Annotated in this window: 14 protein-coding genes and 1 tRNA gene; 11 read left to right on the top strand and 4 right to left on the bottom strand. The window is 62.8% G+C overall.

Translation table 11 applies throughout. The annotated features are described in order from the left end of the window. Positions 1–19 precede the first annotated feature (19 nt). From ybaK to SOM61_RS25490, 3 genes are all read left to right on the top strand, one after another. The gene (gene ybaK, locus SOM61_RS25480) at positions 20–511 is read left to right on the top strand and encodes a Cys-tRNA(Pro) deacylase (RefSeq protein ID WP_005665396.1); all 492 of its coding nucleotides are present in this window, start codon (positions 20–22) and stop codon (positions 509–511) included. 82 nt (positions 512–593) lie between these two features. Further along, positions 594–1,217 (top strand): glycerol-3-phosphate 1-O-acyltransferase PlsY, encoded by a 624-nt coding sequence (gene plsY / locus SOM61_RS25485; RefSeq protein WP_320476663.1) that lies wholly within the window; start codon positions 594–596, stop codon positions 1,215–1,217. Positions 1,218–1,308: 91 nt separating this feature from the next. After that, positions 1,309–1,986 (top strand): DsbA family oxidoreductase, encoded by a 678-nt coding sequence (locus tag SOM61_RS25490; RefSeq protein WP_320476664.1) that lies wholly within the window; start codon positions 1,309–1,311, stop codon positions 1,984–1,986. A gap of 173 nt (positions 1,987–2,159) precedes the next feature. On the opposite strand, the gene SOM61_RS25495 is transcribed toward SOM61_RS25490, so the two are convergent. The 3 genes from SOM61_RS25495 to SOM61_RS25505 form a co-directional block, all read right to left on the bottom strand. Further along, positions 2,160–3,005 (bottom strand): endonuclease/exonuclease/phosphatase family protein, encoded by an 846-nt coding sequence (locus SOM61_RS25495; protein ID WP_320476665.1) that lies wholly within the window; start codon positions 3,003–3,005, stop codon positions 2,160–2,162. Positions 3,006–3,126: 121 nt separating this feature from the next. Further along, positions 3,127–4,167: a tRNA (adenosine(37)-N6)-threonylcarbamoyltransferase complex transferase subunit TsaD gene (tsaD, locus tag SOM61_RS25500; protein WP_320467365.1), complete on the bottom strand. Its 1,041-nt coding sequence runs from the start codon at positions 4,165–4,167 to the stop codon at positions 3,127–3,129. A 58-nt stretch (positions 4,168–4,225) separates the two neighbouring features. Next, the gene (locus SOM61_RS25505; RefSeq protein ID WP_320476666.1) at positions 4,226–5,287 is read right to left on the bottom strand and encodes a 3-deoxy-7-phosphoheptulonate synthase; all 1,062 of its coding nucleotides are present in this window, start codon (positions 5,285–5,287) and stop codon (positions 4,226–4,228) included. 148 nt (positions 5,288–5,435) lie between these two features. Here SOM61_RS25505 and ybiB point away from each other — a divergent pair, with 148 nt between their 5' ends. The 7 genes from ybiB (at position 5,436) to SOM61_RS25540 (ending at position 13,262) form a co-directional block, all read left to right on the top strand. After that, on the top strand, positions 5,436–6,422 hold the full coding sequence (gene ybiB / locus SOM61_RS25510; protein ID WP_320476667.1) for a DNA-binding protein YbiB: 987 nt from the start codon (positions 5,436–5,438) through the stop codon (positions 6,420–6,422). A gap of 89 nt (positions 6,423–6,511) precedes the next feature. Further along, the gene (locus SOM61_RS25515; RefSeq protein ID WP_320476668.1) at positions 6,512–7,729 is read left to right on the top strand and encodes a BaiN/RdsA family NAD(P)/FAD-dependent oxidoreductase; all 1,218 of its coding nucleotides are present in this window, start codon (positions 6,512–6,514) and stop codon (positions 7,727–7,729) included. 108 nt (positions 7,730–7,837) lie between these two features. After that, on the top strand, positions 7,838–8,050 hold the full coding sequence (gene rpsU / locus SOM61_RS25520; protein WP_005665410.1) for a 30S ribosomal protein S21: 213 nt from the start codon (positions 7,838–7,840) through the stop codon (positions 8,048–8,050). A gap of 164 nt (positions 8,051–8,214) precedes the next feature. Further along, a complete protein-coding gene (locus SOM61_RS25525) occupies positions 8,215–8,664 on the top strand; it encodes a GatB/YqeY domain-containing protein (protein ID WP_320476669.1) in 450 nt (149 codons plus the stop codon). Between the two features lie 115 nt (positions 8,665–8,779). Beyond that, positions 8,780–10,576, top strand: coding sequence for a DNA primase (gene dnaG, locus SOM61_RS25530; protein ID WP_320476670.1), 1,797 nt, complete (start codon positions 8,780–8,782; stop codon positions 10,574–10,576). Between the two features lie 256 nt (positions 10,577–10,832). Further along, entirely contained in the window at positions 10,833–13,067 is a 2,235-nt protein-coding gene (gene rpoD / locus SOM61_RS25535; RefSeq protein WP_414675062.1) for an RNA polymerase sigma factor RpoD, read from the top strand. A 116-nt stretch (positions 13,068–13,183) separates the two neighbouring features. Beyond that, a tRNA-Ile gene (locus SOM61_RS25540) sits at positions 13,184–13,262 on the top strand. A gap of 100 nt (positions 13,263–13,362) precedes the next feature. Here SOM61_RS25540 and SOM61_RS25545 read toward each other — a convergent pair. Next, positions 13,363–14,229 carry a methyltransferase domain-containing protein gene (locus tag SOM61_RS25545; protein ID WP_320476672.1) on the bottom strand — a complete coding sequence of 289 codons (867 nt, stop codon included), beginning with the start codon at positions 14,227–14,229 and terminating at the stop codon, positions 13,363–13,365. A gap of 235 nt (positions 14,230–14,464) precedes the next feature. Here SOM61_RS25545 and SOM61_RS25550 point away from each other — a divergent pair, with 235 nt between their 5' ends. Further along, the gene (locus tag SOM61_RS25550; RefSeq protein ID WP_320476673.1) at positions 14,465–15,460 is read left to right on the top strand and encodes an alpha/beta fold hydrolase; all 996 of its coding nucleotides are present in this window, start codon (positions 14,465–14,467) and stop codon (positions 15,458–15,460) included. Positions 15,461–15,471: the final 11 nt, after the last annotated feature.

Raw genomic sequence — 15,471 nt, forward strand, 5'->3', positions numbered from 1 at the left:
CGTCTTTAGCGTAACACGCATGGCCAAGAAAGAGCACGTCTCAGAGACACCCGCCACCCAGTTCCTGCGCAAGCATGCTGTCGCATTTTCCGAGCATCCTTATGAGTACGAAGAACATGGCGGCACGGCAGTGTCCTCGAGCGCGCTCGGCGTGCCCGAACACGATGTCGTCAAGACCCTGGTCATGCAGGACGAGGCCGCCAAGCCGCTCATCGTGCTGATGCATGGCGACTGCAAAGTGTCGACCAAGAACCTGGCGCGCGCCATCCCCTGCAAGTCGGTCGAGCCGTGCAAGCCGGACGTCGCCCAGCGTCACTCAGGGTATCTGGTCGGTGGCACCTCGCCGTTCGGCATCCGCAAGGCAATGCCGGTCTACGTCGAGGAAAGCATCCTGGCGCTGGACAAGATCTACATCAATGGCGGCCGCCGCGGCTACCTGGTCGGCATCGATCCGAAAGTGCTGGTCGACGTGCTGAAGGCGCGCCCGGTGCAGTGCGCCCTGGCCGAGTAACTTTATCCTTCGCGATCCGATGGTGTATATTCACGACCGATTTCCGGTAAGACCTTTGGGCCGGAACCCACTGAGAGACTAGATGAACACCCTGATTGCCACCATCGCCGCCTATTTGCTCGGCTCGATTTCCTTCGCGGTCGTGATGAGCCGTGTCTTCGGCCTGTCCGACCCGCGCACCTATGGCTCCAAGAATCCCGGCGCCACCAATGTGCTGCGCAGCGGCAGCAAGAAGGCCGCGATCGCCACCCTGGTCGGCGACGCCGCCAAGGGCTGGCTGGCAGTATGGCTGGCGGTGCAGTTCGGCCCCGACGTCGGCCTGGACGACACCGGCATCGCCCTGGTCGCGATCGCCGTCTTCCTTGGCCACCTGTGGCCCGTGTTCTTCCGCTTCGTGGGCGGCAAGGGCGTGGCCACCGCGCTGGGCGTGCTGCTCGGCATCAACCCATGGCTCGGCCTGGCGACCCTGGCCACCTGGCTGATCGTCGCCTACGCCTTCCGCTATTCCTCGCTGGCCGCCCTGGTCGCCTCGATCTTCGCGCCGTTCTACTACGGCCTGCTGTTCGGCGTCGATCCGATCCTGTTCTCCGTGTTCGTGATGAGCGCGCTGCTGCTGTGGCGTCACAGCGCCAATATCGGTAACCTGATCGCCGGCAAGGAATCGAAGATCGGCAGCAAGTCTGCCGGGGCCAAGAAGGCAAAATAAAGCCGGCGCGCGCCGGATTTTCTTGCAGGCGTTACCATTCGTCTCGAACAGCGGCACATCCGTGCCGCGCCGGACAGAAAGGTGGTAAGCCGTGAGCAAGCAACTCAGGATCGATTTTGTGTCGGACGTCTCGTGCCCCTGGTGCGCGATCGGCCTGAAATCGCTGGAACAGGCCCTGTTGAAGGTCGGCGACGAGGTGCGCGTCGACCTGCATTTCCAGCCCTTCGAGCTGAACCCCGACATGGGACCGGACGGCCAGGACATCGTCGAGCACGTGACGCAGAAATATGGCGCCACGGCCGAGCAGCAAGCCGCCACCCGCGAGACGATCCGCGAACGCGGCGCCGCCGTCGGTTTTACCTTCGACATGGAGCGGCGCGGCCGCATCTACAACACCTTCGACGCCCACCGCCTGCTGGCCTGGGCCGAGGACGAAGGCAAGCAGCGCCAGTGCAAAATTGCGCTTCTGGAAGCCTATTTCACCCGCTGCGAAGACCCGAGCAACCACGAGGTGCTGCTGCGCACGGCCGAAAGCGTCGGCCTGGACCGTGAGCGGGCGGCCATCATCCTGGGCTCCAATGAATACGCGGAAGACGTGCGCACGCGCGAACAATTCTTCCAGCGCGCCGGCGTCAAGTCGGTGCCGGCGATCATCATCAACCAGCGTCATTTGATTTCCGGCGGGCAGCCGCCGGAAGTGTTCGAGCGGGCGTTGCGTGAGATTCCAGGGTTGGAAGCAGGGGCTGAATCGCAAAACTCTGAGGCTTGAGTCAGCTCAAATACGTCGTTCCCGCGCAGGCGGGAACAGTGCCACTGGCACTGTTCCCCCTAAGTTTGCTAGCGCTGTCGTAACGCGAACAACTTAGGTTCCCGCCTGCGCGGGAACGACGGTCTTGGGGCAAACAATGCTGCATATGTCCCATGTGGCTCTAGCATGGGGACTTACGTCAACTCCAACACCACCGGCTGATGATCCGACGCCGCCGTCTCCGACTGCACGTCGAGCGCCGTCAGCCGCGATGCCAGGTCGTCGGTGACGAAGAAATAGTCATAGCACTCAGGCCGCTCGGGCCACGGGAAACCGTGCAGTCCGGTGGTCGGTGCGCGCGCCATGTCGCCGTGCACCACGCGCCAGGCGTCCACCAGCGGCAGCGCGCCGGGTTCCGGCTGCGCCAGCAGCGCCTGGTAATCCGGCGCATCGGGCGCGAAATTGAAGTCGCCGCACAGGATCGCCGAACCGGGCCGGAAGCCCAGCTGGAACGGCGCATCGAGGTTCGGATCGGGCTGGAACAGGCGCGAGCGGGCGCAGGCTTCGGCATGCAGCTCGCGGATGCGCGCCACTTGCGCCATGCGCTGCGGCGGCGAATAGTATTCCAGGTGTGTGGTCAGCAGGCGCAGCTTGCCGGTCGGCGCATCGATCACGGTTTCGAGCAGGCCGCGCGGCATGCCGGCGGGGTGCTCCGGATCGGCCGGCCAGGGCAGCAAGTGACGGTGCACCTGCGAGATACGGTACTTGGAGAGGATCAGGTTGCCGAACATCCGCGGAACGTTGTTCTTGTAGATTTCACTCGGGGCGTGCTCCATCGCGTGGTAGCCGCCGAATGCGCCGCTGAGCTGCTTGAACTGGTTGGCGCTGGCGCTGCCCTCGAGCTCGGGGTGGTTGGCGGCCACCTCCTGCAGGCAGATCACATCGGGGTTCAGCCGGCGCAGCACATCGATGATCGCGTGGATGCGTATCCTTCCGTCCTTGCCACAACCCCAACGAATATTCCAGCTTACTACGCGCATTGTTCACCTCCGTAAATCTTGATCGACGGATATTGCCACCGTTTGGCGAGCAACGGTCACACGGTAGGATCGATGTCAGGCTGGCAAGTTCAATGGCGAATTCGAGCGATTTCCTTGTTATTCAGGCAGCTTCGAGCTCGTCCAGCGGCCAGCGTGGGCGCACCGTGAAGGCGTAATCGCGCTGGGCCAGGGCCGGGTTGCGCTCGAGGCGCATGGCGCCGGCAAAGGCGATCATGGCGCCATTATCGGTGCAGAATTCCAGCTCCGGGTAATAGACCTTGAACTTGCGCTTGGCGGCGGCCGCGTTCAGCGATTCGCGCAATTGCTTGTTGGCGCCGACGCCGCCCGCGATCACGAGGCGCTTCAAGCCTGTGTGCTTCATTGCATTGACGCATTTCGCGGTGAGCACATCGACGATCGCATCGACGAAGCCGCGCGCGATGTTGGCCTTGTCCTGCTCGCAGATATTGGCGATGACCTTTTCTTCGTGGTTCTTGACCACGGTGAGCACCGCCGTCTTCAGTCCCGAGAAGCTGAAATTGAAATCCTTGCTGTGAAGCATAGGGCGCGGCAGGGTATAGGCGGTCGGATCGCCGAACTCCGCCAGGCGAGAAATCGCCGGCCCGCCCGGGTAGCCCAAGCCCAGAAGCTTGGCTGACTTGTCGAAGGCTTCGCCGGCCGCGTCGTCCAGGGTCTCGCCCAGCAGCGTATAGCTGCCGACGCCGTCGACCCGCATCAGCTGGGTGTGCCCGCCCGAGACCAGCAGGGCGAGGAAGGGGAATTCGGGACGCTCGGACGCGAGCAGCGGCGACAGCAGGTGACCCTCGAGGTGGTGCACGCCGAGCACGGGTTTATCGAGCGCCAGCGCCAGGCTGCAGGCGACCGAGGAGCCGACCAGCAGCGCGCCGGCCAGGCCCGGGCCTTGCGTATAGGCGATGGCGTCGATATTCGACGCCGGCAGGTCCGCGCGCTTCAGAACCTCGTCCAGCAGCGGAATGGCGCGCCGGATATGGTCACGCGAAGCGAGTTCCGGCACCACGCCGCCATACTCCTCGTGCATGGCGACCTGCGAGTGCAGGGCGTGGGACAGCAGGCCGCGCTCGGTGTCATACAGAGCAAAGCCGGTTTCATCGCAGGAGGATTCGACGCCGAGAACGATCATGGAAGGAGCAGTTTGAATTAGGCAGAACCGTCGATTTTACCGTACGGTTCGTTCGAATTCACGGACGCTGCAATAACTCCTTGTGCGCCTGACGCAACATGCTCTCGGTCTCTTCCCAGCCGATGCAGCCATCGGTCACCGAGCAGCCATAGGTCAGCTGCGACAGGTCGGCCGGAATCGCCTGGCTGCCGCTGACGATATTCGACTCGATCATCACGCCCACCAGCGATTGATTGCCATGACGAATCTGCTGGATCACGTCCGACATCACCAGTGGCTGCAGTTCCGGCTTCTTGTAGCTGTTCGCATGCGAGCAGTCGACCACCAGGTTGGCCGGCAACTTGGCCTTGGTCAGCGCCTGCTCGGCAATCGCCACCGACACCGAATCGTAGTTCGGCCGTCCGCCGCCGCCGCGCAGCACCACGTGTCCGTAGGCATTGCCGCTGGTGCGCACGATCGATACCGAGCCCTGGCCATTGATGCCCAGGAAGGCATGCGGATTGGCCGAGGACAGCACCGCATTGATCGCGATGCTCACGTCGCCGTCGGTGCCGTTCTTGAAGCCCACTGGCGTGGACAGGCCGGACGACATCTCGCGGTGGGTCTGCGATTCGGTGGTGCGCGCGCCGATCGCGGTCCAGGCGATCAGGTCGCCCAGGTATTGCGGGGAAATCGGATCCAGCGCTTCGGTCGCGGTCGGCAAGCCCAGCTCGCACACGTCGAGCAGGAAGCGGCGGGCGCGTTCCATGCCGACCTCGACGCGGAACGAGTCGTCCATGAACGGATCGTTGATATAGCCCTTCCAGCCGGTGGTGGTGCGCGGCTTCTCGAAATACACGCGCATCACCAGCACCATGGTGTCGCTGACTTCGTCCTGCAGCGCCTTCAGGCGGCGCGCATAGTCGAGGCCGGCTTCTGGATCGTGGATCGAGCAGGGGCCGACGACGACGAACAGGCGCTTGTCCTTGCGATCCAGGATATTGCGCAGCGTCTCGCGACCACCCATGACGGTCGCATAGGCGCGGTCGCTCAGCGGCAGGGCTGCGTGCAGTTCGACCGGCGTGGGCATGCGGGCGAACGAGCTGACATTGGTATTTTCAATTTGAGGCGTGCTGATCATGATGCTGTCTGGTTTTTTCAGGTGGATCGGCCAGTGTAGACGGAAATTGCTGCACGTGCATAAGCGATATCGCAAAAACCACGTTGCGCCACTCCCTACGCCGCCCCTCGTGCAGCAGGCGAATCCCGTTCCCGTGTATCCTTTTGCCATGACTACCGACACGAATGACATCGAGCGCTTTGTCGCCGCCCCCTTCATCAAGGAAATCGGCCGCGGCGTCAAGGGCGCGCGCAGCATGACGCGCGAAGATGCGCGCGCGCTCTACGCCGCCATGCTGGAAGGCCGGGTCTCGGACCTCGAACTGGGCGCCATCCTGCTCGCCATGCGCATCAAGGGCGAGTCCGTGGACGAGCTCGGCGGCTTCATGGACGCCGCCGCTGCCTCGTTCGCGCCGCTGCCCACGCCGCGCGGCGAGTTCGCCCCGGTCCTGATCCCGACCTATAACGGCGCGCGCAAGCTGGCCAACCTGACGCCGCTGCTGGCCCTGCTGCTGGCGCGCGAGGGCGTGCCGACCCTGGTGCACGGGGTGCGCACCGACCCGGGCCGCGTAACCACCGCCGAGATCCTGCGCGAACTGGGCATGCTCGATGCGACCACCACCGCCGAGATGCTCAACGAGTTCGCCCACTTGCGTCCAGCCTTCATGCCGATCGAGCACCTGGCCCCGCGACTGGCCCAGATGCTGTCGCTGCGGCGGGTGCTGGGCGTGCGCAATTCGACCCACACCCTGGTCAAGATCCTGCAGCCTTTCGATGGGCCGGCGCTGCGCCTGGTGTCGTACACCCATCCCGAATACCTGGAAACCCTGGGCGGATTCTTCGAGGGCGTGGACAGCGAAACGCAGGGCGACGCCTTCCTGATGCGCGGCACCGAGGGCGAGACCGTGGCCCATCCGCACCGTGCCCAGCGCATCGACTGGTTCCATGCCGGCCAGCGCGCGCTGCTGGTCGAGCGCGATGCGCCGACCGACGACTTGTCCGAGGTGCCCGATGGCCGTGACGCGGCCACCACCGCGGCCTGGATCGGCGCCGCGCTGCGCGGCGAAGTGCCGGTCCCGGCCTCGATCGCGACCCAGGTGGCGTATTGCGTGGAAGTGTCGCGCAAGATCCGCGCGCGCAGCCAGCCGCTGGAATAGTTGCTTACTTATTGCCCCTTTAGCTGCTGACCGGGACCCGCTACTGGCATTACAATGGCAGGTTCGACGGACGGCGGGAAGCAGCAAGCATGGCAAAACAATACGATGTGGCAGTGATCGGCGCGGGCGCGGCCGGGATGATGTGCGCGGCCGTAGCGGCCCAGCAGGGCAAGCACGTGGTGCTGATCGACCATGCCGGCAAGCTGGCCGAGAAGATCCGCATCTCGGGCGGCGGCCGCTGCAATTTCACCAATATCAATGCCGGTCCGCAAAACTACCTGTCGCAGAATCCGCACTTCTGCAAGAGCGCGCTGTCGCGCTACACGGCCCAGGATTTCCTGGCGCTGGTGAAGAAATACCGCATCAGTCACCACGAAAAGCACAAGGGCCAGTTGTTCTGCAACGACTCGGCCGAACAGATCATCGCCATGCTGCGCGCCGAGTGTGATGCTGGCGGCGTGGAATGGCGCATGCCGTGCAAGGTGGCGGATGTGCAAAAGCTGGAGACCGGTTTCTCGATCGGCACGGATGGCGGCGAATTGCTGGTCGACACCGTCGTGGTCGCCACTGGCGGCCTGTCGATCCCCAAGATCGGCGCGACCGACTTCGGCTACCGCATCGCCAGACAGTTCGACCTGAAACTGGTGGAGACCCGTCCCGGCCTGGTGCCGCTGACCTTCGACGGCCCCAGCTGGGAGCCCTTCGTGCCGCTGGCCGGCATCGCGCTCGAGGTCGAGGTGAGCACGGGCAGCGCGAAAGGGAAGGGGAACTTGCGCGGCCATTTCCGCGAAGATTTGCTGTTCACGCACCGCGGCCTGTCCGGCCCGGCGATCCTGCAGATTTCGAGCTACTGGCAGCCGGGTACGCCGATCGTGATCGACCTGCTGCCCGAGATGGACGTGGCGGAGACCCTGATCGGCCTGAAGAAGACCGAAAAAAAGCAGCTGGGCAATGTGCTGGCCCAATGGCTGCCGGCGCGCCTGGCCGATGGCTTGCTGACGGCCAATGGTTTTGATCCAGCCGCGCGCCTGCCCGATATGACCGACGCGAAATTGCGCCAGTTGGGCGACGCGATCAACCGCTGGGCTATCGTGCCGACCGGCTCGGAAGGATATCGCAAGGCCGAGGTGACCTTGGGCGGTGTCGACACCAGGGAGCTGTCGCAGCAGACCATGATGGCCAATAAAGTACCGGGTTTGTACTTCATCGGCGAGACGGTCGACGTCACCGGCTGGCTAGGTGGCTACAACTTCCAGTGGGCCTGGGCATCGGGTGTCGCGGCCGGCCTGGCGCTGGCCAATGGCTGATGTGTCAATCGCGGCACACCGCGATTGACAGCGACATAAACGCTTCCATTGATCGACAAACGATGCTAGAATTTCGTTCTTGTCTAAATCCAACGGTTCAATTTTTACATGACCACTATCCGCCTTAAAGAAAACGAGCCGTTCGAAGTCGCAATGCGTCGCTTCAAACGCACCATCGAAAAAACCGGTCTGCTGACTGAACTGCGCGCACGCGAGTTCTATGAAAAGCCAACCGCAGAGCGCAAGCGCAAGCTGGCAGCTGCCGTGAAGCGTCACTACAAGCGCATCCGCAGCCAGCAACTGCCGAAGAAACTGTACTAATTACAGATCAGCCGGCCAAGACCCGGTGACGGCGATGTCTGTCCCGGCGAGTCGCTGATGTCCGCAAGCCCGCTTCGGTTTCGCCGCAGCGGGTTTTGTCGTTTGTGCCACGCCACAGGCGGTCTCGGCACAGATCCAGTCATACCACCGAATACGGAGATTCCATGAGCTTGAAAGAACAACTGACCGAAGACATGAAAGCAGCGATGCGCGCCAAGGAAACCGGCCGCCTGGCCGCCGTGCGCCTGATCATCGCCGAAGTCAAGCGCAAGGAACTCGACGAACAGACCCAGCTGGACGACACCCAGGTGATGGCCGTGATCGAAAAAATGATCAAGCAGCGCAAGGATTCGATCACCCAGTTCGAAGCCGGCGGCCGCGCCGACCTGGCCGACATCGAGAAGGCCGAGATGGCCATCCTGTCGACCTATATGCCTGCCGGACTGTCTGACGAAGAAATCGCCGCCGAAGTCGCCGCCGCCGTGGCCGCCACCGGCGCCAGCGGTCCGCAAGACATGGGCAAGCTGATGGGCGTGCTCAAGCCGAAGCTGGCGGGCCGTGCCGACATGACCGTCGTCTCGGGCCTGGTCAAGAAGGCCCTGGCCGGCGCCTGATAAGCCACATGATGTCCCGGCGCGCTACCGTGCGGGGACATCATCTTGTTGCATATCAACTTGCAGCAAACGCTGCGGTATAGTCTGCTCCTAGACAAACACTGTGTAACGCCAAGTGATTCCGCAAACTTTCATCACCGATTTACTTAACCGTGTCGACATCGTCGACATCGTCGGCCGCTACGTCCAGCTCAAGAAGGGCGGCGCCAATTTCATGGGCCTGTGCCCATTCCATAACGAAAAATCCCCCAGCTTCACGGTCAGCCCGACCAAGCAGTTCTATCACTGCTTCGGCTGCGGCGCCCATGGCACCGCGATCGGCTTCCTGATCGAGTACTCGGGCATGGGCTTCGTCGATGCCGTCAAGGACCTGGCCCAGAACGCGGGCATGATCGTGCCCGACGCCGACGACCGCATCCCGCCGGCCCAGCGCGCCGCCCAGCAGGCGCAGACGCTGGCCATGACCGATGCGCTGGCCCAGGCCTGCAATTTTTACCGCGCCCAATTGCGTGAAGCACCGAGCGCCATCGCCTACCTCAAGAACCGGGGCCTGACGGGCGAAGTGGCTGCCCGCTTCGGCATGGGCTACGCGCCATCCGGCTGGGACGGCCTGCGCTCGATCTTCCCTGACTACGATGCCCACGTGCTGGTCGAATCCGGCCTGGTGATCGACAAGGTCGATGAGCAGGGCAATCACCAGCGCCGCTACGACCGCTTCCGCGAGCGTGTGATGTTCCCGATCCGCAATACCAAAGGCCAGGTGATCGGCTTCGGCGGCCGCGTGCTCGACGGCGGCGAACCGAAATACCTGAACTCGCCCGAAACCCCGCTGTTCCAGAAAGGCCTGGAACTGTACGGCCTGTTCGAGGCGCGCCAGGCGATCCGTGACGCCGGCTACGTGCTGGTGACCGAAGGCTATATGGACGTGGTTGCGCTGGCCCAGCTGGGCTTCCCGCAAGCGGTCGCCACCCTCGGCACCGCCTGCACCACGACCCACGTGCAAAAACTGTTGCGCCAGACCGACGACGTGATCTTCAGCTTCGACGGCGACAAGGCCGGCCGCCGCGCCGCGCGCCGCGCGCTGGAGGCCTGCTTGCCGCAGGTAAGCGACGACAAGACGATCAAGTTCCTGTTCTTGCCGCAGGAACACGACCCGGACAGCTTTGTGCGCGAGCGTGGCGCCGAAGCCTTCGAGCAAGAGATTTCCGACGCGATGCCGCTGTCGCAATTCCTGTTGCGCGAAGTGACGCAGGAACATGACCTCGACACACCGGAAGGGCGCGCCCACGCCCAGTTCGAGGCCAAGCCGCTGCTGCAGGCGATGACGCCGTCGAGCCTGCGCCTGCAGATCGTGCGCGGCCTGGCCAGCCTGACCCAATCGACGCCGGCGGAGATCGAAAGCCTGTTCGAGTTGTCCAAGCCGGTGGCGACCGTGCGCCGTGCGCCGCCGCGCCAGGGGCGGCCCGAGCCGGTAGGGCTTGAGCTCAAGATGCTGCGCATCCTGGTCGCGCACCCTCACCTGGCGCTGCAGCTCGACGAGCAGGCCCTGAAGGCCTTCGATTATTTTGGAGAGGAAAGTTCTGATCGCCTGCGCCACCTGGTCGAGACCGCGCAGGCCTTGGGCGAACATGGCACCTTCGCGGCCCTGTCCCAGCAGCTCAGGGAAGTGACGAATGAATACGATGCGATGATCGCCGAAATCGCTGCGGAACCGGAAAATGAGGTCGATGGAGACCGCATTGTTCTGTTAAGTTCTGTGCGACAGATCAAGGTGGATTCTTTAAAGCAGGAGCTTAACCAGTTGTTTTCTTCTGGATTGACCCCAGATCAGGTGAGTGCTCGCTACCGCGAGATTGTTGCTCAGCAGGACCTTCTGGCCCGCGAGGCCGCTGCCGAGATGGCACCCCGATGATCACCTGGCTCCGCCCTGGACGCCCAGGCGCTCGCAACTGGAAAAAGGTGGGGTGCGTGCTATAATAAAACGCTAACTATTGCAACTGTTGAAACCATTTTCGGTTCAATTGGACGCGTGGTGTTTCAGTTAGCGAGGCCCAAGAAATTGGGCCTGCAGGATGATGTAAGGTAACAAAACTTTATTTTTAACCATCGTAAAGTTAGTCGTTGTGACATCGAAAGCGCCTGTGCCAACCAAGAAACCCGAAACCAACGTGGCTGCGAAAACCACGAGAGCGTCTGCCGCCAAGGCGGACAATTCGCAAGACAAGGCCGAGGTTCGTACGGCGAACCCAGCGCCTGTCAATCAGACGACCGATGCGGCTACCCTGGCTGCGATCGACACGTCAGGCTACGTCCTGCCTTCCGTCAAGGTGCCGGGACGCCGTGGTCGCAAGCCGAAGGAATTTACCCCCGAGAACGACGAGATCGCGGCACTGAACGCGGTCGAGCGCGCCGAACTGAAGGCGGCGGACAAGGCCAAGGCCAAGGACCGCAAAGCCAAAGAAAAAGCGCTGCTGAAAGACGCGTTCTCGTCGGATACCGAGGCCAGCGAGGAAGAACTCGAGCTGCGCCGCAACAAGCTCAAGGCCCTGATCAAGTCGGGCAAGGAGCGCGGCTTCCTCACGTATTCCGAGATCAACGACCATCTGCCCGAGAATATCGTCGATCCGGAAGCGATCGAAGGCATCATCGGCACCTTCAACGACATGGGCATCGCCGTCTACGAGCATGCGCCCGATGCCGAGACACTGCTGCTGTCCGATAATGTTCCTAACGCCACGAGTGACGACGAAGCCGAGGCTGCCGCCGAGGCCGCGCTGTCGACGGTCGACTCCGACTTCGGCCGCACCACCGACCCGGTCCGCATGTATATGCGCGAGATGGGCTCGGTCGAGCTGCTGACCCGCGAAGGCGAGATCGAGATCGCGAAACGCATCGAGGACGGCCTGAAGGACATGATCCAGGCGATCTCCGCCTGCCCGGTGACCATCGCCGAGATCATCGACGCCGCCAACAAGATCGAGCGCGACGAGATCAAGATCGACGAGATCGTCGACGGCATGGTCGACCCGCAAGGAGGCGAAGATACCTCGCCGACGGCGGTCGCCCCGACCTCGACCGATTCCGACGACGACGAGGAAGACGAAGAGGACGCCGAAGAAGCGGAAGAGGAAGAAGAAGCCTCGACCGGCACCGGCGCCGCTGCGGGCTACTCGGCCGAGCAGCTCGAAGCGCTCAAGCAGGCCGCCCTCGGCAGGTTCGACGAGATCGGCCAGCAATTCGACAAGATGCGCAAGGCCTTCGAGAAGGACGGCTATAACTCGAAAGCCTACGTCAAGGCGCAAGAGGCGATCTCGAGCGAGCTGCTGGGCATCCGCTTCACGGCCAAGGTGGTCGAGAAGCTGTGCGACACCTTGCGCGGCCAGGTCGACGAAGTGCGCCACATCGAGAAGCAGATCCTCGACGTCGCGGTCAACCGCTGCGGCATGCCGCGCGCCCACTTCATCAAGGTCTTCCCGGGCAATGAAACGAACCTGGAATGGGTCGACGGTGAAGTCAACGCCGGCCACGCCTATAGCGCCATCCTGGGCCGCAACATCCCGACGATCAAGGAACTGCAGCAACGCCTGATCGACCTGCAAGCACGCGTCGTGCTGCCGCTGCCAGACCTGCGCAACATCAACCGTCAAATGGCGGCCGGTGAAATGAAGGCGCGCAAGGCCAAGCGCGAAATGACCGAGGCCAACTTGCGTCTGGTGATTTCGATCGCCAAGAAGTACACCAACCGCGGCCTGCAATTCCTCGACCTGATCCAGGAAGGCAATATCGGCCTGATGAAGGCGGTGGACAAGTTCGAATACCGTCGCGGCTATAAATTCTCGACGTATGCGACGTGGTGGATCCGCCAGGCGATCACCCGCTCGATCGCGGACCAGGCGCGCACGATCCGTATTCCGGTGCACATGATCGAAACGATCAACAAGATGAACCGGATCTCGCGCCAGATCCTGCAAGAGACCGGCGCCGAACCGGATCCGGCGACGCTCGCGATCAAGATGGAAATGCCGGAAGATAAGATTCGCAAGATCATGAAGATTGCCAAAGAGCCAATCTCCATGGAAACGCCGATCGGTGACGACGACGATTCGCATCTGGGCGATTTTATCGAGGACAACAACACCCTGGCGCCGTCGGATGCAGCCCTGCACGCCTCGATGCGCGGCGTGGTCAAGGACGTTCTCGACTCGCTGACGCCACGCGAAGCCAAGGTGCTGCGCATGCGCTTCGGCATCGAGATGTCGACCGACCACACGCTGGAAGAAGTGGGCAAGCAGTTCGACGTGACCCGCGAGCGGATTCGCCAGATCGAGGCGAAGGCGCTGCGTAAACTCCGTCACCCATCGCGTTCGGACAAGCTCAAGAGCTTCCTCGAAGGCAGCAGCTGATTCGTGGTACAGGCTTGACGTACCAGCAGTAAAGGCAATATGCTCTCGCCACTTCGCTCATCTGGTGTCCAGCCGGTGAGCAGGTGGCGAGTTCTACTTCCACCGTTCCAGTTTCTGGGCCTCTAGCTCATGCTTGGTTAGAGCAGCGGACTCATAATCCGTTGGTGCCGTGTTCGACTCACGGGAGGCCTACCAAACAAAAACAAGGCTTACGCGAATTTCCCGCGTAAGCCTTTTTTGTTTCCGGACCAGTTCCGGTCTCGTAAAGGCGTCAGCCTCGATTCGCTGCGCAGGTTCAGGCAAGCCTGCCCATGACGAACGTCGCTATCGGCCCCACATCCACTTCGATATCGACATACCCTCGCGCACGAAGCAGCGCCTCGAGTTCCACGGCTTGTGTGACTTCGCCCCCGCTACGCAGCGTTCGCAACGACGACATCACCGCCATGAACGGGTCGTCCGGTCGGGTGTACAGCGGCGCCACCAGCCAGCTTCCGCTGCACGAAGCGGCCGCGATCCGGTCGATCGCCTGTTCGAGCACTGGCAGTGTCATGAACATGGTGGGAAGCCACGCCAGCGTATAGCGCGGACCGGGATCGAGTGCGGTCACGTCGAGACGCCGCAGCCGGATGCGCCCGCCATGCGCGCTGGCGGCCACGTTCTCGGCGGCGAGACGCAATGCGGGTTCCCAGATGTCGATCGCATCGATATCGAGGTCAGGACATGTCTGCGCGGCCCGTAGCGCGACGCCGCCGACCCCGGTGCCGACATCGAGAAACACGCCATCCAGCGCAGCCTGCAGGGAAGGCCGTGTGCTGGCAAGGCCGAGTATGCGGTCGAATGCATTGCTGGAGGAACGCCCCATCGCCTGGAGATGGTTGCGGTCTTCGATCTTCCACTGCGCTGTGCGATCGGGTTCCCTGAACAGTTCGCCGCTTTCCACGAACGCCATCTCGATCTCGACGAGTAATGGCGCGATCTCCGCATCGTCGAGGTCTGCGGCGGCATCGCCCAGGGCCAGTCGCAGACCGTCCCTGATGTGCTCATGGATTGCGGTATCGACGCCGGTGCCGGAACGCAGCTTGAGCGCTGCGCCGATCACCGCCAGCATCCGCGCGGCGCGAGCGAGTTCGTGGATGCGGTTAGAAATAACTCCTGACACGTAATACTCCCTGATCGAGTTGAGACTGCGAGACACGCAAGGTCACAAGCAGATACGCAGGCATGCGATGCCCGGATGCGCCATGCGATGCCATTGCTCAAAACGTAAGAGTTAATTGCGTCGGGCGCCGATTCTCCTCCGAGCCTTGGCGCGCCACACTGTTAGCGTTACCTGCCACGGGTAACTCCCTCAGCGCCGCTCCATTCACAAGCAATGAACCTGAAAGAGGATGATCATGACCGCTCTTCGTTTCCATCGCGTGGGCCTTGCGCTCACCGCCTGCGCGACGCTGTTTGCCGCGCTGATCCAGCCCGCCCACGGCGCCACGCCGGCGCCGGCAAAGCCCGCGTCACAGGCCGCGGCCGCCGTCAGCTACCACAAGGTGGACGTCGACGGTGTCAAGGTTTTCTACCGCGAAGCCGGCCCGAAGAACGCCCCAGCCATCCTGCTGCTGCATGGCTTCCCGACCTCGTCCCACATGTTCCGCGAGTTGATTCCGAAGCTGTCCGACCGCTACCGCGTGATCGCGCCCGACTTTCCCGGCTACGGCCAGAGCGACCAGCCGCCGATGGACCGTTACACCTACAGCTTCGATAACCTGGCTGCCACCATCGACAAGTTCACCACCAAGGTTGGCCTGACCCGCTACGCCATGTACGTGATGGACTATGGCGCGCCGATCGGCTATCGGCTGGCGGCAGCACATCCCGAACGGATCAGCGCCATCGTGGTCCAGAATGGCAACGCCTATGACGAGGGGCTGGACAACCCGTTCTGGGTGCCGGCCAAGGCCTACTGGAAGGACAAGAGCGAAGCCAATGCGGCCAAGCTGCGTCCCCTGTTCGAATTCGACGCCACGCGCTGGCAGTATTCCGAAGGCTACCGCGACCCTGCCAGCCACGTCAGTCCCGATTCCGCCGTGATCGACCAGGCCTATATGGACCGCCCCGGCAACAAGGCGATCCAACTCGAGATGTTCTACAGCTACGGCACCAACCCGCCGCTGTATCCGGGCTGGCAGGCATATTTCCGCAAGCACCAACCGCCGATGCTGATCGTCTGGGGCAAGAACGACAAGATCTTCCCGGCGGAAGGCGCCGCTCCCTATCTGCGCGACTTGCCCAAGGCCGAGCTGCACCTGTTCGACACCGGCCACTTCGCGCTGGAAGAAGACGGCGAGCAGATCGCACGCCTGATGCGCGACTTCCTCGGTCGCAAAGTCAGGCGCTGAGCCGGCGCGCC

The organism is Massilia sp. CFBP9012 (assembly GCF_034045115.1).
GTDB lineage: Bacteria > Pseudomonadota > Gammaproteobacteria > Burkholderiales > Burkholderiaceae_D > Telluria.